This is a genomic window from Hyalangium ruber (assembly GCF_034259325.1).
Classification (GTDB): Bacteria; Myxococcota; Myxococcia; order Myxococcales; family Myxococcaceae; genus Hyalangium_A; species Hyalangium_A rubrum.
This window is the reverse complement of record NZ_JAXIVS010000001.1, coordinates 1,090,338-1,108,614: the sequence shown is the minus strand read 5'-3', so window position 1 is coordinate 1,108,614 and position 18,277 is coordinate 1,090,338. Positions and strand designations below refer to the sequence as shown.

Genomic DNA, 18,277 nt, shown 5'->3' with positions numbered 1-18,277 from the left:
AGCCAATCCGGCCGTTAAATGACGCGGCCTCCATGCACAAGACGCACCTCGTTGGCGCCCGCACCCACAACCTCCAGTCCCTTTCGGTAGACCTCACGGAAGGGGAGTTCGTCTGCATCACCGGTGTGTCCGGTGCGGGCAAGTCCAGCCTGGCGCTCGACACCCTGTATGCGGAGGGCCAACGCCGCTTCGTGGAGAGCTTCAGCCCGTACGCTCGCCAGTTCCTCGAGCGGCTGGAGCGACCGCCCATGGATGCGCTCGAGCCGGTGGCGGCTGGCGTGGCGGTGGATCGCCGGGCCCCCGTGAAGAGCTCGCGCTCCACGGTGGCCACGCTGGCGGACGTGGAGGCGTACCTCTCGGCCCTCTTCACCCGAGAGGCCATGCCGGTGTGTTCCGACTGTGGCGTGGAGGCGGTGCGCACCGATGCGCGCGTGGCCGCCGCAGCTACCATCGCCGCGCACCCGGACGCGCAGGCCATCATCACCTGGCCCGTGCGCATCGCTGGCACCGCGGAGTTCCTCGATGTGCGCGCCCGGCTGCTTCGAGACGGCTACCACCGGCTGATGGTGCAGGGGGAGGTTCGGGAGCTGGAGACGCTGCGGCCGAGCGAGGCCACGGACTCCGCGGGCATCGCCCAGGTGGTGGTGGATCGGGTGAAGCTGACGGACGGCCAGCTCTCGCGCGTCACCCAGGCGGTGGAGGACGCATGGGCCCGGAGCGAGGGAGACGCCATGGTCTTCCTCCCGGGCGGCGCGACCCGACGCATTCGCCGAGGGCTCGTGTGCCCGAAGTGCGCGCGCGAGTTCGAGCCCGCGCGGCCGGGCCTCTTCAGCTACCAGTCCCCCACGGGGGCCTGCGCCACCTGTCGCGGCTTCGGGCGCACCATCGGCATCGACTGGGCCAAGGTCATCCCCGACGCCTCGCTGAGCCTGGCCAAGGGGGCCATCCGTCCCTGGACGGGGAAGACCTCGGACTGGGAGCGCAACATGCTCCACCGCTACGCCAAGGCCATGGGCATCCCCCTGGACCAGCCCTGGAGCGAACTCACCCCGGCGCAGCGGGAGATGGTGCTGGAAGGCGAGGGTGACTACCACGGCGGGCGCTCCTATCCGGGCGTGCGCGCCTGGTTCCGGTGGATGGAGAGCCGTACGTACAAGATGCACGTGCGCGTGCTGCTGTCGCGCTATCGGGCCTATTCGCTGTGCGAGAGCTGCCAGGGGGCACGGCTGAACGAGAAGGCCCTGGCGTACCGCGTGGGCGGGTTGGATCTGGCGGCGTGGCACCGGCTGGAGCTGTCCGACGCGTGTGAGCGCCTGGAGGCCCTGCGCACCACCACCGGCCAGGGAGAGCTGGCGCGCAAGGAGCTGGCCAGTCGGTTGCGCTACCTGCTGCGGGTGGGGCTCGGCTACCTGACGCTGGACAGGCCCGCGCGCACGCTCTCGGGAGGAGAGGCGCAGCGCGTGTCCCTCACCGCTGCGCTGGGCACCTCGCTCACCGGCGCTCTCTTCGTGCTGGATGAGCCCACCGTGGGCCTGCATCCACGGGACGTGGGGCCGCTCACCGAGGCCATGGCGGAGCTGGCGGACCGGGGCAACATCGCCCTCGTCATCGAGCAGGACGCGCACGTCATTCGCTCCGCGGACCGCATCCTGGAACTGGGGCCCGGAGCGGGCCGGCATGGCGGCACGCTGTGCTTCGACGGGCCCCCACAGGCGCTCGCGAAGCGCACGGACCTGCCGACAGGGCAGCTCCTCGCGGGCACGAGCGGAGCGCCGCGCAAGCCGCGCCAGCGCACCGGAGAGCTGGTGGTGCGCAATGCCCGCGTCCACAACCTCCAGGGGCTCAGCGTGCGCGTGCCGCTCGGGGTGCTGTGCGCCATCACCGGTCCCAGCGGCTCGGGCAAGAGCACGCTGATGGACGAGGTGCTGTACCGGCACCTGGCACGCCGCCTGGGCGAGAAGGATGTGGAGGCGCCCGGCGATGTGGAGTCGTTGGAGGGCGCCGAGGCGGTCGAGTCCATCACATTCGTGGACCAGTCGCCGCTGGGGCGCACCTCGCGAGGCAATGCCGCCACGTACACCAAGGCCTGGGACCGGTTGCGCGAGCGCTTCGCCGCCGAGCCCGAGGCCCAGGTGCGGGGGCTCACCCCCGCGCACTTCTCCTTCAACGTGGACAAGGGCCGGTGCGAGGCCTGCTCGGGAGAGGGCTACGAGACGGTGGAGATGCAGTTCCTGGCCGACGTGGCGCTCCGCTGCGCGGCATGCCGGGGACGGCGCTTCAAGGAGGAGGTGCTCGCCGTCCAGCACCAGGGCTTCAGCGTGGCGCAGGTGCTGGAGCTCACCGTGGACGAGGTGCTGAAGCATTTCGGCGCGGACGACACCGTGCTCCAGCGGACCCTGGGGCCCGTGGCGCGGCTCGGCTTGGGGTACTTGTCCCTGGGGCAGGCCCTATCCACGCTGTCGGGCGGCGAGGCGCAGCGGCTGAAGCTGGCCCGCGCGCTGGCGGGGGATACGAAGGGCGCCCTCTTCCTGATCGACGAGCCGAGCGCTGGCCTCCACGAGTCCGACGTACGCCATGTGCTCACCGCGCTGCACGCGCTGGTGGAGCGGGGCGCCAGCGTCATCGTCGTGGACCATGACCTCTCGGTGATGCGCGGCTCGGACTGGATCATCGATCTGGGGCCGGGTGGCGGCCGCCATGGCGGGCGGCTGGTGGCCGAGGGCACGCCGGAGGAGCTGACGCGGGGCCCGGGTCTCACCGCGGCGGCGCTGCGGGGGGAGAACACGCCGGCCCGCCGTCCGGCGAAGTTGCGCAAGGCGGGGGCGGAGGTCCCGGCCATCGAGGTGGAGCATGCGCGCGAGCACAACCTCCAGGACATCTCCTGCCGGATCCCACTGGGGAAGATGACCGTGGTGACGGGACCCAGCGGCTCGGGAAAGAGCTCGCTGGCCTTCGACGTGGTCTTCGCCGAGGGGCAGCGGCGCTTCCTGGAGACGCTCACCCCGTACGCGCGGCAGTTCCTGCCCACCATGCCTCGCCCGGACGTGGAGCGCATCAGCAGCGTGCCGCCCACCGTGGCGCTGGAGCAGCGCACCTCGCGCGCGGGAGCCACGAGCACCGTGGCCACCGTCACCGAGGTGGCTCACTACCTGCGCCTGTTGTTCGCCAAGCTGGGCCAGCCCCACTGCCCGAACGATGACGAGCCCATCGCCGCCACCACGCCAGACGCGCTCTACGCGCAGCTCACGGCCATGAAGGGGGATGGCACTCTGCTCGCTCCCGCCGTGCGGGCGCGCAAGGGCACGTACCTGGATCTCTTCGCCGCCGCCGCTCGCTCCGGCATCACCGCCGCCATCGTGGATGGTCAGACGGCTGGCACCGACAATCCGCCTCGGCTGACGAAGACGCGCGAGCACGACATCGATCTCGTCATGTACGAGGGCAAGCTGGCGAAGCTGCCGCGTGCCCTGTTCGATCGGGCCCTGGGCTGGGGGCAGGGTGCCCTGAAGGTGCGCAACGGCAAGGGCGAGACGCTGCTGTCCTCCGAGCGGACGTGTCCCAAGTGTGGCACGGCCGTGCCGGAGCTGGACCCGCGCTGGTTCTCCTTCAACACCAAGCAGGGGCGGTGCGAGGCCTGCGAGGGCACCGGCGTGCAGGGCGGCGCCGAGGCCATCGCCGAGGGCCATACCGCTCCGTGTCGCTCCTGCCAGGGCTCACGGTTGGCTCCGGTTCCGCGCGCGGTACGGCTGGAGAGCGCGCGTTACCACGAGGTGGTGCAGGCCTCCGTCACCGCCACGCTGGCGCGGGTTCAGGGCTGGAAGTTCCGTGGGGACCGGGCGCTCATCGGCGAGCCCTCTCGGCAGGAGCTGCTCCGGCGCCTCGAGTTCCTCGAGCGCGTGGGCCTGGGCTACCTCTCGTTGGATCGCGCCGCCGCCACGCTCTCGGGGGGCGAGATGCAGCGGCTGCGGCTGTCCGCGCAGCTCGGCGCGGGCCTCACGGGCGCCCTCTACGTGCTGGATGAGCCCACCATCGGCCTGCACCCGCGTGACACCCACCGGCTCCTGGCCAACCTGCGGGCGCTGGTGGACACCGGCTCCACGGTGCTCGTGGTCGAGCACGACACGGACACCATCCGCGCGGCCGACCACCTCATCGATCTCGGTCCCACGGGTGGACGCGGCGGCGGGCGCATCCTCGCCGAGGGCACTCCCGACGGGGTGCTCGAGCGGGAGGACTCGCCCACGGCCAAGGCGCTGCGTGCCTCGCAGATCCGCCCGCCCTCCTCGCGGGGAGAGCCGTCGCGGTGGATCGAGCTGAAGGGCGCTCGCGCCAACAACCTCCAGCGCGTGGACCTGCGGCTGCCCGTGGGGCGCCTCAACGTCGTCTCCGGTGTGTCCGGCTCGGGCAAGAGCACGCTCATCCGTCAGGTGCTCTATCCGGCGATGCGCGAGGCGCTGGACCTGGTGGCGGCCAAGCCAGGGCCTTTCGACGCGCTCCTGGGCGCGGACGCGGTCTCTCGCGTGCTCGCCGTGGACCAGTCTCCCATCGGTCGCACGCCGCGTTCGGTGCCGGCGACGTTCCTGGGCATCTGGGACGAGCTGCGGCGCACTTTCGCCGCTACCCCGGAGGCGAAGATTCGCGGCTTCAGCCCGGCGCGCTTCTCCTTCAACACCGCTGCCGGTGGACGCTGCACCGCCTGTGAAGGGCAGGGCGCCATCTCGCACGAGATGTCCTTCCTCCCAGACGTGGTGACTCCGTGCGAGGTGTGCGGCGGGGCCCGCTTCGACGCGGCCACGCTGGAGGTCCGCTATCACGGGCTCACCATCGGTGAGGTGCTGCGCCTGTCCGCCGACGAGGCCAAGGAGGTGTTTCGCGCGCTGCCCAAGGTGTCCGCGCCGCTGGAGTGCCTGTCGGACCTCGGCGTGGGGTACCTGCAGCTTGGCCAGGGCTCCAACACCCTGTCGGGCGGCGAGGCGCAGCGGTTGAAGCTGGCGGCGGAGCTGACGGCCTCCGCGCGCCACGAGCCGACGCTGTACGTGCTGGACGAGCCCACCACGGGGTTGCACCTGGGCGACGTGGAGCGGTTGATCACGTTCCTGGGCCGGCTGGTGGACCGTGGGGACACGCTCGTGGTCATCGAGCATCACCCTTCGGTCATCGCCGCGGCGGACCATGTGGTGGAGCTGGGGCCCGAGGGCGGCGAGGCGGGCGGCCGCATCGTAGGGGCGGGCACGCCTCGGGAGCTGGCGAAGCTGAAGACGCCGACGGGGCGGGTGCTCAAGGCGCTCTTCCAGGGAGGCGAGGAGCGCAAGCCGCGCGCCGCGGCGCACTGAGGGACGATCAGCCGCGGTCGTCCCGATCGCGCAGCTTCAGCATCTTCTGCTTCATCTGCTCGCGCCGCTGCTCGCGGAACTTGTGCTTGAACTTCATGAGCTTGTTGTCGAAGCGGGCCATGAAGAGCGCCAGCTTCGCGCGCTTCTGCGGAGGCAGGTCCCGGGAGAGCTCCTGGAACATCTCCCGGTCCAGCGAGGCGAGCTGGGCCCGGGCGTCGAAGGCGCGCTGCGCGGCCTGGTCGCTCTGGGACAGCGCCGCGGTGTCGCCGTCCGCGGCGCGCTCGAGGATCTGCGCCGACTCGCGCACCTGCTCGCGCAGCGGGCGGCGGCGCTCGTCGAACTTGCGCAGGGTCTCGTCCAGCTTCAGGGCCTGAGCGGAGTCCAGATCCAGCTCCGCCGAGAGCCCCACCACGCGCGCCACGCGGGCCTGCTTCTCGGCCTCCTGCGAGGCCTCCTTGTCCGCGTCCGCCTGGGGAGACGCGGCGAGCGCGCCCAGGGGCAGCAGGGCGACGGTCAACACAGCCAGTCGAATCCGGTTCATCACGGCGTTGCTCCAGCGTTCGGGTTCAGAACAGGTCGTCCTCGGAGAAGTCCAGCTCGGCGTCCTCGTCCCAGGCGCCTTCGTCGTCCAGCAGCAGCTCCGGGTCGAGCACCTCGGTGAGGGGATCGGCGGAGGCCCACTGCTCGAATTCGGCCGCCACCTCGGACTCCGAGGCGAGGGCGGCAGGGGAGGAGGGCGACGCCACGGAGCGCGGTGCGTCCCGGCGCACGAGCGAGGGCACCACCATCAGCATCAGCACGGCCGCCGCGGCCGCAATTACGCCCACGGTGCGGCCGCGGAGCGATTGACGCACCTGCTCTCGCCTCCAAGCGCCCATGACACGCCGGGGCAGGGCCTCGAGCCGCTCCCTCTCGGCGGGCGAGGGCGGGGGCAGCGCCACCTGGGCGAGCACTCGCGCGGTGGACTCCGCCTCGCTCCGGCACGCGGCGCAAGTCTCCAGGTGTACGCGCACGCGGGCCTCTTCCTGAGGCTCCAGCGCTTCCGCGGCATGGAGTGTCAACAGCTCTTCGTAGTCCTGGCACGCGCTCATCCGCGTTCCTCCTCCAGGGGGCCCGTCATCTCCGCCTTCAGACGTTTGACGGCGTGGTGGAACTGCACCTTGGCGTTGTTCTCGGTAATGCCGAGCGTCTCGGCGATGTCCTTGAAGGGCAGGCCCCCGTCCACCCGCAGGGTGAGCACCTCTCGCTGGCGGCGGGGCAGGGCGAGCACCGCGGCGCGGATGTGCCGCTCACGTTCCTGTCGCTCCAGGGACTCCTGGGCGGACTCGTGCGGGTCTGTCGCCGCGTCCTCCACCTCCGTGAGCAGGGCCGGGCGCCAGCGCTGGCCCTGGCGCGCGTGGTTCTTCGCCAGGTTGAGGGAGATGCGCACCAGCCAGGAGCGAAAGGGGGTGGGGCTCGCCAGCGTCCATCGGGAGAAGACGCGCTCGGAGGCCTCCAGCGCCCGCAGGAAGGCCTGCTGCGCCAGGTCCGCCGCGTCCTCGGGCCGTGGCGCGAAGCGTCGTACCAGGGAGAAGACCAGCGTCCGGTAGCGCTCCACCAGCGTGCCGAAGGCCGCTTCGTCTCCCCCCAGGAAGGCCTGGCACAGCTCCTCGTCCGTCGGAGCCGGAGCGGTCGCCAGCGCCAGTCGGGGGCGATTCGAGGCGCCCTCTGTGTCCCATGCCTTCACGGTGACAGGAACACCGGGCGAGCCAAAAGGTTACATCCGCTCTCGGAGCACATTCGGTTTCACCGGGCGGGGTAGCAGAGAAGCGCCCACTGGCAGGCAGGGTGTGACAGAAGGTTGCTCCCCCAGGCGGGCCGCTGACAAGATGCCGCCCTTGGTCCCTCTGAGGACTCCGACACATGGCGACGGCAGGCTCCCCTCCCAGTTCCCGCATCAAGGGCACGGTGATCATCTCCCGGCTGAACATGGTGCGCCAGCACGGTGGCCAGGCGAGCGTGGACGAGGTGCTCAAGCGGCTGCCGCCCGCGGATCAGGCCCTGCTGCGGAAGATGATCCTGCCCATCAACTGGTACCCCATCGACGTGAACATGCGCCTGGACGCGGCCATCGCCGACGTCCTGTCCCCCGAGGACCGGGTGCGGGCCTTCATGGAGATGGGGCGCGCCTCCGCCGAGGAGAACCTCAAGGGCGCCCAGCACGTCTTCGTGCGTCAGGGAGATCCGCAGTTCCTGCTCAGCCAGGCACCGCAGATCTACCGCTTCTATTACGCCGTCGGCTCGCGTACGTACGAGAAGACGGGCCCCAAGTCCGCCGTCCTGCGCACCTTCGGCGCCGAGAACGTCACCGAGTCGGACTGCCTCACCATCGTCGGCTGGCACCAGCGCGCCATCGAGCTGTCCGGAGGGCGCTCGGTACGCGTCACCCACCCTCGCTGTGTGGCCAAGGGCGCCCCGCACTGTGAGTACGCCTGCGCCTGGGATTAGGCGGGCAGCGGGTGCTCCTGGAGGTAACGCAGCACGTCATCCAGGTGCCGGTAGACGCGCACCTCATGGCGGATGATGGACTCCACCGTGCCGGCCGGGTCGATGATGAAGGTGACGCGCCGGTCCACCTTGAGCACGGGCCAGAGCACGTCATAGGCGCGGCTGATCGCGCGAGACTCGTCCCCGAGGAGGGCGAAGTGGATGTCCTCCTGCGCGGCGAAGTCGCACTGGGTGCGCACCGAGTCCACCGAGACGCCCACCAGCTCGGCGCCCAGCTCCTGGATGAGGGCGTGGTTGTCTCGGAAGGCCCGTGTCTCGAGGGTGCATCCGAGGGTGAAGGCCTTGGGGAAGAAGAAGAGCACCACGCGCCGCCCTCTCAGGGAGGCCAGGGAGACGGGGCGCCCCTGGCAGTCGGTGGCGGTGAAGTCCGGTGCTGGCGCTCCGACCTGAATCATCCGGGGTCCCCTTGAAGACAACCCACCCCTAACATGCTTCCCGCAGACGATGGATCGATTGCGGGTGTGAATTTTCAGGGTAAGGTTGGGTGCCGTGGATCCTACCAAGCAGGTTGTTTCCCAGGTTTTCCAACAGCGGCTGGCCCAGGCACTGGGCGTCACTCGGGTGGCGCGGGTGACGGGGCTGGACCGCACGGGCGTGGAGGTGGCGTGCGCGGTGCGCCCGGGGGGCCATGTGCTCCAGGTGTGCAACGGCAAGGGGGCCTCCTTCGAGCAAGCGGCCCTGGGCGCGCTCTTCGAGACGGCGGAGCTGTGGTCCGCGGAGCACGTGTCGCCCGGGCAGCTGGCGTGGGGCTCGCGCGCCGAGCTGCACGGGCGCCCCATCGCCGCCTGGAGCGCCGAGGCGCTGGGCTCCGCGGGCCGGTTGGTGGATGGGCGGCTGTGGACGGACTCGGTGCGGTGCGCGTGGCGGGAGGCCACGGAGCTGCACTCGGGGCGCAAGGTGTGGGTGCCCGCCCAGGGCGTCCACTGCCCGCCTTCGGACGCGGTGGCGCTGGGGCCGGTGAGCGTGGCATGGACGAGCAACGGCTCGGGGGCACACCCGGATGCGCGGCGCGCCCTGCTCCATGCGCTGCTGGAGGCCACCGAGCGGGATCAGCTCGCCCGCGCGCTGCCGGGAGGGTGGACGGAGGAGGCGGTGCGACGGCGGCTGCTGGGCCCGGTGGTGCTCGGCCGAGGGGCTCCCCGCGCGGCGGCGCTGGCCCGCTCGCTGCGGGAGCGCGGCTTCGAGGTTCACCTGTTCGACGTGACGCCGACGACGCGCACGCCGGGCACGGTGGGGCTGCCCGTGGGCGCGGCGGTGCTGGTGGACGTGGAGGAGGGGCCGGTGCCGCTCACGGCGGGGTATGCGTGCGCGCTGGGCAGGGACGAGGCGCTGCTCAAGGCCCTGCTGGAGGCGGCCCAGTCGCGCCTCACCGACATCCATGGCGCGCGGGAGGACGTGTCCTCGGCGGACAAGGCCGCCGCGCGCGCCTTCGCCCAGGCGTGCGCCTCGGTGCGGCCCAAGCGTCATGCGGAGGACATGCCGGACTTCTCCGCGGATGCCTCTTCCCCGGTGCGGGGGTTGCAGCGCGTGCTGAATCAGCTTCGCCGCGCGGGCTTCACCCAGGTGGCCGCCGTTACGCTCGACCCGCCCGTGCCCGGACTGCACGTCCGGCGCGTGGTGGTGCCGGGCATGCGCATCTCGGAGCTTCTATGAAACGCCGCGCCGAAGAGCTCGTTGTCTTCCTCGGGCCGTCCCTTCCTGCGGACGAGGCCCGCAAGCTGGCGCGGTGTCGCGTGCTGCCGCCGGCCCGCCAGGGCGATGTGTGGCGGGCGCTCGCCCTGAGGCCTCGGGCCATCGCCCTGGTGGACGGTGTCTTCGAGGCCCAACCCTCGGTGTGGCACCACGAGCTGCTCACCGCCATGGAGGCGGGGGTGGCCGTCTTCGGTGGCGGGAGCATGGGCGCGCTGCGCGCGGCGGAGCTGACCGCCCACGGCATGGTGGGCGTGGGGCAGATCTTCGAGTGGTACCGGGACGGGGTGCTGGTGGACGACTCCGAGGTGGCGCTGCTGCACGCCGACGCGGAGCATGGCTACCGGCCACTCACCGTGCCGCTGGTCAACGTGCGGCACGTGGCGTTGCGCGCGCGCGCGGCGCGGGTGCTCGCCCAGGGGCAGGCGCGGGCGATGGTGGCGGCCGCCGCGAATCTCTTCTACCAGGAGCGCACCTGGCGCCGGGTGCTGGAGGCCGTACGGCCTTCCTGGCCCGCCACCACGCGCGGAACGTGGGAAGCCTGGTGGTCCAAGGGGGTGGAGGACCTCAAGCGCCTGGATGCCATCGCCTGCATCCAGGCCGCGTCGGAGTTCTTGTCCTCCCCGGTGCCGCCGCTGCCCGCGCGGAGCCCCTCGCGGTCGCCGCCCTCTTCGCTCGTGCGGAGGCGGATGTTGGTGGATGGGGTGTCCGTGGTGCAGGGCGCGGAGGTGTCCTCCGCCCAGGTGGTGGCGGCGCTGCAGCGGGAGCCGGACAGCGTGGAGCTGGCGGAGGCGGGCCTGCGTCGGGCGTTGCTGGCGGGGTGGGCCCGCACGCTGGGGCTGGTGCCCACGGTGGAGGAGGTGAAGGCGGCGGAGGCGGAGTGGTGGCGCCAGCACGGGGTGCGGCCCACGGGGCGGGAGGAGTTCCTGCTGGCGTGCGGCTTGGACGCGCCAGGGCTGCGTCGGCTGTGCGAGGAGCTTGCCCTGGAGCGGCTCGCGCTCGCGCATGCACAGCGCCTGTTGCCAGACGGCTCTTCCTGGGAGGAGGCCTTGGCCTCCGAGGCGCGCGTGCGGGGCCGCTGGGTGCAGGTGGCGCGGGGGCTTCGCAAGGCGAAGCGCTCCCGCGCGCGGTGAAGGGGGGCCTACCGGGCGGTGAAGCCCAACCGGCGGCGGGCCTCGCCGAAGAGCTTGTGCGCCTCTTCGATCGAGACGACGTTCACCGTCACGTCGTCTCCCGGTGAGTTCTCACGGGCCAGCCGTGCCGCCTGCAGCTTCTGCACGGTGGAGGTGGAGAGGTGGGCGCAGCACGCCACGCCCTTCTGCCGTGCCGAGCCGATGTACTCACCGAAGAGCTTCGAGACCTCGATGCTGGCGATCTGCATGCCTCGCATGTCCGCGAGCACCAGGTGCGGCTGGCCGCCATAGGTGTCGGTCGCTTCGAGCGCGACCTTCGAGAACTTCCGCATCTCCTCCTCTTCGAAGAAGCCCTCCATGCGGATGTAGATGGTCCGCTCGGACGGCTCGTTCTTCACGGTGTAGCGTGCGGCCTCCATGTCATTCCCCCTGATGAACGGTCTGCTACAGGGGAAGCCTATTCTCCCGCGCCCCCGCTTGTGAATGCGCCTCAGGGCGAGGCTTGCTCCTCGGAGACATAGATCTCCAGGAATCCCTTCAAATCCTCACCAATCGGGCCGATCTCGCGACCGTCCGGCTCGAGCACCCAGAACCAGTCATACGTGCCGCCTCCCAGGAAGTACTTGTGCATCTGGACGATGAGTCGGCCCTGGTACTCGCCTCGGGGGATGACCTCGAGGCTGTTGCCGGGAGAGACGAACTGCTCCTTGCCGGTGGCGACGTCGACTTTGTGGACGGCGCTCGAGGTCGTCCAGGCCGCGCTCATGAAGAACACCGTCTTGCCATCCGGAGAGAACTGGGGCGTCTGGAGCGCTCCGAGGAACTTCTTGGGGTCGTCGCTCGCGGCCGAGCGCACGAGCCGACGGGGCTTGCCTCCGGTGGTGTCCATCCACCAGAGCTCATTGGCCTCCACCTCGCCCGCGGCGGACTCCAGCTTGGCGCCCGAGCCTCGGCGCACGAACACGACCGCCTTGCCATCCGCGGAGAGGCTGGGCTGCGAGTCCTGCCCCGAGGAGGTCAGTTTGCGCTTCTTCCCGCCGGGCTCCACGAGCACGAGGTTGCCCTTCTCCTCGACGACGCTCGCGCCGCGGGCATGGGCGGGCAGAGCCAGCACGAGGACCAGCAGCGGCACCATCCAGACTGTCTTCATGGTGAGACCTCTTCAGCGCTCGGTGTCGGGCGAGGAGGGAGGGGACTCCTCCAGCCACAATGCGCCGAGCTCCAGTTCTACCGCTTCGAACGGCTCGGCACGCACCTTGTCGTCACCCGCGAAGGCAACGAGCAGCACCCAGCGTTCATGCTCCTGACGGAAGACCTCGAGCGTCCGATGGATGGGATCGACCACCCAGGCATGCTCCACGGCGGCGCGTGCGTACCGGGGGAGCTTGCGGACCAGGTCGAGCTTCGCGGTGGAGGGGGAGAGGACCTCGCAGAGCCAGTTGGGAGCCAGGTCGAAGTAGGGAGTGTCCGGGAGCTGGGGGAGGCGTTCCTTCTTCCAGCCAGCGAGGTCTGGAACAAGCACGTCCTTGCCAAGGTGCAGCTCTGGCTCATCGATGATCCACCAGCCACCGGGGCCTCCTCGGCCTCGCTGAAAGGGACCGCCCAGGTCCATCCCCAGCGTGGAAGACACCTTGGCATGACGGATGGCTGGCCTGGGTGAGGCGTACAACTCGCCGTCGATGATCTCCCCGACCCGGTCTTCGGGCAGCAGGATCAGATCGTCATAGGTCGCGGGCTTCCGGCCGGGGGCTCTCATGGCTCACCTTCTGCGTCTTCAACAGTTTAGCCATCCCGGGCACCCCAAGGCAGCAGGCCCTCAGGCGGTTGCCCGGTAGTCCTCAACGGACGCGGTCAGAACATGTGACCGAAGTCCAGGTAGAAGCCGGTGGTGGGCTCGGTGATGCCGACGCCGTAGTCCAGGCGGATGACGAACTCACGGTTCCAGGCGATGCGCAGCCCTCCGCCCGCGGACGTCTTGAACCCGCCACCCTCCGAGAACTTCAGGTCGCTCCACACACGCCCCGAGTCCACGAAGCCCGCCAGGGTGAAGTCGAACTGTTGCCCCAGCGGCTCGATGGACAGCGGCGTCCACCGCAGCTCGCCGTTGAGCAGCAGCTTCACCGGGCCCTGATAGCGACGCAGGAGGATGCCTCGCGCGGAGTAGACGCCGCCGTGTCCATCCTTGCCGTCCAGCCCGCCATAGAGGGGCAGCAGGGAGATGGGCACCTCGCCTCCCATCACGTCCAGCAGGCCGCGCCACGAGGCCACCAGGCGGCGATACCCCGGCACCACCGGATGGAAGAAGCGGGCGTGCATCGTGGCGCCCCAGTAGTTGAACTGGCTGCCGATGGGCGCGGCGCCGCCGCGCAGCGACAGCTCGTGGAACATGCCCAGCGTGGGCCCCGACTCGACGTCCCGCGTGTCGTACTGGATGCCGGCGGTCAGCTCCGAGGTGCGCTCCGTGAGCGGGTTGCTCAGCCCTCCCGGGTAGATGTCGAACACTCCCGCCGCCGCGTCCTCGAGGATCTTCGAGTCGCCGCTCTGGCCCAGATCGTCCGCAGAGTAGCGCAGTCCCAGGCGCTCCATCCGTAGGCGGTAGCCCAGGAAGAGCACCCAGTCGTCGGCGAGCTCCCGGCGGGCGTTGAGGCGCACGCGCGGCAGCGTCCGCTGGTCATAGGTGTAGTAGCGCAGGCCTCGGAACTCGGGGTTGCCCGGGCAGACGTCGGGGTTCGCCTCCAGCGCGTCCCGGTCGTCGCACGTCGCCCACTCGGGGATGCGCTCGGCCGTGTTGCCCAGCCCGTAGTAGGGGGAGTAGCGCGTCCGGATGTAGCCAAGGTCCAGGCCCATGCGCCACTGGGACTCGAGGAAGCGGGGCGCATCGATGTTCAGCAGGTGCGAGGCCACCTGCCGCGTCGTCTGGAAGAACTGCAGCAGCACCGAGTAGCGGTAGGGCTCGTAGGTGCCGTCGGCGCGGTCAATCAGCATCGCCAGCGCGCCGTAGCCAAACCCCTCGTCGGTATTGAAGTTGAGGATGGGCACGCCCTGGAAGTCCCAGCCCTTGCGGCGCGCGGGCGCATCCGCCGGGTCCGAGGGCGTCACCGGAGGCGCGGGAGAGGGCTCCACCGGAGCCGGGGTGGGGGTGGGCGGCGGCTCGGCGGGATCCTGGGCCCAGGCGGCACAAGGGACCAGGGCGAGGCTCGCCAACAGGACGGGGACAGCGCGGCGCCAGGAGAGGGCAGGCGGGACGGGGAGGCGGTTCCAGCTCATGGGGACTCGTGCGCTCGTTGGAATGGCAGACGCTACGCCAGAGGTAGGCAGGGACGCCAGGGACCCGTGCGGCAGTCAACGCCCGAGAAGGCATTGTGTCCCGAGGGGCTGGGCGGACGCGGGCCCGATGCCCACCTGTCAGGTCACATGCGCGCCTCACCACCCGTGGGGCAGGGAGGTGGACATGGAGACCGTTGGAACGTTGTCGCTCACACCGGGGGAGAAGGCGCTGCGGGTACACGAGCGCCTGTGCGTCGCCTACGGCTGTCCCATCGCGTTCTTCCACGAGCTGGACCCGTTGAGCGAGCTGGTCTCCGCGCTGCTGTCGCACCGCACGCGCAACCGGGACACGGGGCGCGCCTTCCGACAGCTCCGGGCGCGCTTCCCGACCTGGCAGGCCGTTCGGGACGCGCCCACCGCGGAGGTGCAGGAGGCCATCGCCCCGGTCACCTGGCCCGAGCAGAAGGCACCGCGCATCCAGGCCATCCTCCGGGAGCTCACCGCGCGCAGGGGAGGGGACATGGCGCTCGACTTCCTCGGGGAGCTGAGCGTACCTCAGGCGCGCGCGTGGCTGGAGTCGCTGCCGGGCGTGGGGCCCAAGACGAGCGCCGCCGTGCTCCTCTTCAGCCGACTGCGGATGCCGGCCCTGCCCGTGGACAGCCACCACTACCGCGTGGCGGTGCGCCTGGGGTTGATCTCCGCCCGCATCCCCGTGGGCCCCGCGCACGCGCTCCTCACGGCGCTGCTGCCGCCGAGCTGGGACGCGCAGCAGGTCTATGATCACCACGAGGTGCTGATGCTGCACGGCCAGCGCTGCTGCTACTACCAGTCGCCCGCTTGCGAGCGCTGCCCGGTGTTGGACCTGTGCCCCTTCGGCCAGGAGCGGATGCAGGAGGTGAGCTGACGTCCAGGGCGCCGCCGTGTCATGGTGAGAGGGTCGTTCAACGTGACACGGGAGAGGCACATGATTCTCGTAACGGGGGCCACGGGCACGATCGGCTCATCGACGGTGAAGGCGCTGAAGGCCCGGGGCGCGCGCTTCAAGGTGGCCTCGCGCTCACCGGAGAAGCTCCAGGGCTCTGGAGTCGAGGCGGTCCTGTTCGACTGGGACAAGCTGGAGACGTACGGCTCGGCGCTCCAGGGTGTGGAGAAGCTCTTCGTGTTGACGCCGACGACGGAGAAGCAGGCTGAGTACACCCAGCGCCTGGTGGACGCGGCGAAGAAGTCGGGCGTGAAGCACATCGTGAAGCTGTCGGTGATGGGCGCTGACGCCGAGCCGGGCATCATGCTGGGGCGTCTGCACAAGGCTGGCGAGAACGCCATCAAGGCCAGCGGCATCGCGTGGACGATGCTGCGTCCCACCTTCTTCATGGAGAACTTCATCAACTTCTACGGAGCGGATCCGAAGAAGGACAGCACCGTGTACCTGCCGCATGGCCAGGGCAAGGCGGCATGGGTGGACGGACGCGACATTGGCGAGGTGGCCGCGGTGGTGATGACCACGCCGGGGCACGAGGGCAAGACGTACGACCTCACCGGCCCGGAGGCGCTGGGGGCTCAGGAGGCGCTCGACGCGCTTGGCCAGGCGGTGGGCCACAAGTACACCTACGTGGACGTGCCCGAGGCGGCGGCACAGAAGGCCATGACGGACATGGGCGCCTCCAAGTGGTCGGTGGATGGCCTGATGGAGCTGAACTTCATCATCAAGCAGGGCTGGTCCGCGGCGCTGGGCACGGGGGTGAAGGACGTGCTCGGCCGGCCGCCGCGCAGCTTCAGCCAGTACGCGAAGGACTTCGCCTCGGGTCAGCGTTAGTCCTGGAGAAGGAGGCGCGGATGACTCGGATGTGCCAGGACGAGCTGGGGCGGTGTGACTTCCTCGACGTGCTCGAGGAGGCCGTGCTCCGGCACCGGCCCGTGGCCGTCGAGCTCCGGAGCGGGGAGACCTTCATCGATCGGGTGGTGGATGTGGTGACCGAGCAGGGAGACGATTTCGCCGTCTTCCGCTCGCATGACCGGGTGCCGGTGGGAGAGGTGCTCGCCGTCACGCGCGCGGAGCCATCCACGCCTTGAGCGTGGCGCCGTCGGGTGTAGGGTACGCGCCGGGATGAGCATCGACCTTCCACCCGAAGTCCTGCGCTGCCACCGTGCCGACGCGCGCGAGCCCGAGGGCTACCGCGCGGCGCTCGGAGACACCCGCGCGCACCTGCTGCTGACCGACCCGCCGTACTGCCTGCTCACGCGCAGGCGCAAGGGCGGGGACGAGCGCGACCCTCGCGCGCACAAGAAGATCGACCGCAACCCCATCGTCCGCTTCGAGACGGTGCGCGACTACCGCGTCTTCACCGAGGCATGGATGACGCGCGCGGTGTCCTGGCTCACGCCGGAGGCGAAGCTGGTCATCTGGACGAACCTGCTGGGCAAGGAGCCCATCACCACGGTGGCGCGGGGGCTCGGGTACACGCACCTGCTGGGCGAGTACACCTGGGGCAAGCGCACCACGGACAAGAACGCGAATGAGCAGCTGTTGCGGGTGTACGAGGTGGCGCTGGTCTTCTCCCGCACGCTCCCGCCGACGCCCGGCCTAGGGGACCTGCCTACCACCTGGGCGGTGGTGAGCGGCTACGACGATGACGCGGAGGCGGGCCGCTGGGGCAACCACCCGCACCACAAGCCCTTCTCGGTCCTGGAGCCGCTGGTGCGCACCTACAGCCGCCCGGGAGACACCGTGCTGGATTCGTTCGCGGGCAGCGGCTCGACTCCAGCGGCGGCGATCCGCCTGGGGCGGCTGCCGGCCTGCATGGAGATCGAGCCCGAGTGGGCCGAGCGGGTGACGCAGCGCCTGCGGGAAACGGCCCGCGAGCACGCTCCGGGCTGAGGACTCAGTTCTTTTTCCGGAACGTGTACGTGTTCGACTTCTCGTCGTAGCGCTGCAGGGTGTACTGCACACCGCTGGCCAGGAGGCTGGTGTAGTCGCCGTCGGGGAGCCGTCCCGTTTCATCCAGCGTGCGTTCCTGCTCCTCGGTGAGTTCCATGAGGTACGGGGCTTCATCCGCGGCGAGGGTGTACTCCGTCGGCAGCTGGGAGCTGAAGTCGGTCACCGTGGCCTGCTGGATCGGCGGCGCGTCTGGCGCGAGTTCTCGCATCGTCCTGTGGCGCACGTCCGCCCACTGGGGCGACGCCGTCGCAAGAAGGGCCAGGATGTTCTGGATGATGGTCTCCGGTCTGGCCGGTGACAGGTTGAGCCGGTAGGTGATCTGCGTGTTGCGCCAGTGCGGCTCGGCCATGAACAGCTCCAGCTTTCGCGATCTGTCGTCCTCCGTCATGGTCGTCTGGAGCAGCGAGATGAAGTTGCGGAACGAGAACTTCCTGCCCTGCTTGACGGAGAAGGCCAGCGTGTACTTGCTGAAATAGCTCTGGTAGACGCGCACCTCGCCCGAGCGGTACTCGATGAAGAACGAGTGCGGCTCGCGGGTGATCCGGCAGCACCAGTAGGTGCGGTTCGTCTTCGCCGCCAGCTCCAGCGCGTTGATGAGCCCTTCGACCGTGGTCGGGGTCATCGGGCCCATGGTGCCGTCGGTCGACGTGACGGCGTCGAGGATCGCCGAGGTGGCACCGCACGAATTGGAGAGCAGGTTGCACCGCAGGATCAGGTCGACGAAGCGCTCCAGCGTCAGGTCGCGGATCTGCGAGATGGTCAGATCGGGGTAGCTCGTCTCCAGCACCAGCTGCGCGTCACTCAGGCCGGCCTCGGACCCGGTGTTGATGACGAAGTCGGGCGTCCCAACGTAGACCTCCAGCTGGGACAGGCTCATCCCGGCCCGCTCCGCGGCGAGCTTGAGGATGCCACCGAGCGTCTTGAGCAGGCGCTTTCTCCGGGCCTCCCGCTCGGCCTGGAGCTTCTCCATGATTCTGCGCTCCGCGGCCCTGCGCTCCTCGAGCTCCAGGGCGGCCTTGGCGGCGATGCGCTGGGACTCCGCCCGCACCGCCGCCGCGAACTTGGGGTCGGCGCGCATCAGGAGTTCGAACTTTGGCAGGTAGCCCGTGGTCAGCAGGATGTAGAGCACGTACTCCCGCGCGCGCTGGCGCATCGCCTCCTGCTCCTCGCGCCAGCGATCCTTGGGGAGGACGAGGGGCTTGATGACCACGGGCGAGGGGAGCACGACCGTCGGTCCCTCGCCGGGCTGGGTCTTCGGCCCCAGGTTCGAGCCAAAGCCGCGTTTGAACGGAAGATCGTCGGAGGAGCCGCGATTCGCATCCGCCAGCGTGGGACCGAGTCGGGAGCCTGGCATGGGGAAGCCTCTCTGCTGA

17 protein-coding genes are annotated in these 18,277 nt (G+C 70.2%); 8 read left to right on the top strand and 9 right to left on the bottom strand.

Annotation, left to right across the window (positions count from 1 at the left end):
• Nucleotides 1–32: 32 nt before the first annotated feature.
• Nucleotides 33–5,333 (top strand): excinuclease ABC subunit UvrA, encoded by a 5,301-nt coding sequence (gene uvrA / locus SYV04_RS04510; RefSeq protein WP_321544335.1) that lies wholly within the window; start codon nucleotides 33–35, stop codon nucleotides 5,331–5,333.
• Nucleotides 5,334–5,340: 7 nt separating this feature from the next.
• Here the strand turns inward: uvrA and SYV04_RS04505 are convergent, their stop codons facing one another.
• From SYV04_RS04505 to SYV04_RS04495, 3 genes are read right to left on the bottom strand one after another with little or no spacing between them, the layout of a single operon-like run.
• A complete protein-coding gene (locus SYV04_RS04505) occupies nucleotides 5,341–5,874 on the bottom strand; it encodes a hypothetical protein (protein ID WP_321544334.1) in 534 nt (177 codons plus the stop codon).
• Between the two features lie 25 nt (nucleotides 5,875–5,899).
• Nucleotides 5,900–6,424 (bottom strand): zf-HC2 domain-containing protein, encoded by a 525-nt coding sequence (locus SYV04_RS04500; protein WP_321544333.1) that lies wholly within the window; start codon nucleotides 6,422–6,424, stop codon nucleotides 5,900–5,902.
• Nucleotides 6,421–7,059 (bottom strand): RNA polymerase sigma factor, encoded by a 639-nt coding sequence (locus SYV04_RS04495; protein ID WP_422723906.1) that lies wholly within the window; start codon nucleotides 7,057–7,059, stop codon nucleotides 6,421–6,423. The genes SYV04_RS04500 and SYV04_RS04495 overlap by 4 nt, the downstream gene beginning before the upstream one ends.
• A 176-nt stretch (nucleotides 7,060–7,235) precedes the next feature.
• On the opposite strand from SYV04_RS04495, the gene SYV04_RS04490 reads away from it, so the two are divergent.
• Complete coding sequence (locus tag SYV04_RS04490) at nucleotides 7,236–7,820, top strand: TIGR02265 family protein (protein WP_321544332.1); 585 nt, start codon at nucleotides 7,236–7,238, stop codon at nucleotides 7,818–7,820.
• On the opposite strand, the gene SYV04_RS04485 is transcribed toward SYV04_RS04490, so the two are convergent.
• Nucleotides 7,817–8,275 (bottom strand): peroxiredoxin, encoded by a 459-nt coding sequence (locus SYV04_RS04485; protein WP_321544331.1) that lies wholly within the window; start codon nucleotides 8,273–8,275, stop codon nucleotides 7,817–7,819. The two genes, SYV04_RS04490 and SYV04_RS04485, sit on opposite strands and share 4 nt — an antisense overlap.
• Before the next feature lie 94 nt (nucleotides 8,276–8,369).
• Between SYV04_RS04485 and SYV04_RS04480 the strand changes: the two genes are divergently transcribed.
• Nucleotides 8,370–9,533, top strand: coding sequence for a YcaO-like family protein (locus tag SYV04_RS04480; RefSeq protein WP_321544330.1), 1,164 nt, complete (start codon nucleotides 8,370–8,372; stop codon nucleotides 9,531–9,533).
• Complete coding sequence (locus SYV04_RS04475) at nucleotides 9,530–10,702, top strand: TfuA-like protein (protein ID WP_321544329.1); 1,173 nt, start codon at nucleotides 9,530–9,532, stop codon at nucleotides 10,700–10,702. Before SYV04_RS04480 ends, SYV04_RS04475 begins: the two co-directional genes overlap by 4 nt.
• A gap of 8 nt (nucleotides 10,703–10,710) precedes the next feature.
• Here the strand turns inward: SYV04_RS04475 and SYV04_RS04470 are convergent, their stop codons facing one another.
• From SYV04_RS04470 to omp85, 4 genes are all read right to left on the bottom strand, one after another.
• Complete coding sequence (locus SYV04_RS04470) at nucleotides 10,711–11,121, bottom strand: hypothetical protein (RefSeq protein ID WP_321544328.1); 411 nt, start codon at nucleotides 11,119–11,121, stop codon at nucleotides 10,711–10,713.
• A 71-nt stretch (nucleotides 11,122–11,192) separates the two neighbouring features.
• The gene (locus SYV04_RS04465; protein WP_321544327.1) at nucleotides 11,193–11,852 is read right to left on the bottom strand and encodes a TolB family protein; all 660 of its coding nucleotides are present in this window, start codon (nucleotides 11,850–11,852) and stop codon (nucleotides 11,193–11,195) included.
• Nucleotides 11,853–11,864: 12 nt separating this feature from the next.
• Entirely contained in the window at nucleotides 11,865–12,458 is a 594-nt protein-coding gene (locus tag SYV04_RS04460; RefSeq protein WP_321544326.1) for a Uma2 family endonuclease, read from the bottom strand.
• 95 nt (nucleotides 12,459–12,553) lie between these two features.
• Nucleotides 12,554–13,969 carry an Omp85 family outer membrane protein gene (gene omp85, locus SYV04_RS04455; RefSeq protein ID WP_321544325.1) on the bottom strand — a complete coding sequence of 472 codons (1,416 nt, stop codon included), beginning with the start codon at nucleotides 13,967–13,969 and terminating at the stop codon, nucleotides 12,554–12,556.
• 184 nt (nucleotides 13,970–14,153) lie between these two features.
• On the opposite strand from omp85, the gene SYV04_RS04450 reads away from it, so the two are divergent.
• From SYV04_RS04450 to SYV04_RS04435, 4 genes are read left to right on the top strand one after another with little or no spacing between them, the layout of a single operon-like run.
• Complete coding sequence (locus tag SYV04_RS04450) at nucleotides 14,154–14,873, top strand: endonuclease III domain-containing protein (protein ID WP_321544324.1); 720 nt, start codon at nucleotides 14,154–14,156, stop codon at nucleotides 14,871–14,873.
• 60 nt (nucleotides 14,874–14,933) lie between these two features.
• Entirely contained in the window at nucleotides 14,934–15,782 is an 849-nt protein-coding gene (locus tag SYV04_RS04445; protein WP_321544323.1) for an SDR family oxidoreductase, read from the top strand.
• Nucleotides 15,783–15,802: 20 nt separating this feature from the next.
• Nucleotides 15,803–16,039: a hypothetical protein gene (locus tag SYV04_RS04440; RefSeq protein WP_321544322.1), complete on the top strand. Its 237-nt coding sequence runs from the start codon at nucleotides 15,803–15,805 to the stop codon at nucleotides 16,037–16,039.
• 34 nt (nucleotides 16,040–16,073) lie between these two features.
• Entirely contained in the window at nucleotides 16,074–16,844 is a 771-nt protein-coding gene (locus SYV04_RS04435; RefSeq protein ID WP_321544321.1) for a DNA-methyltransferase, read from the top strand.
• 4 nt (nucleotides 16,845–16,848) lie between these two features.
• On the opposite strand, the gene SYV04_RS04430 is transcribed toward SYV04_RS04435, so the two are convergent.
• Entirely contained in the window at nucleotides 16,849–18,258 is a 1,410-nt protein-coding gene (locus tag SYV04_RS04430; protein ID WP_321544320.1) for a hypothetical protein, read from the bottom strand.
• Nucleotides 18,259–18,277 lie beyond the last annotated feature (19 nt).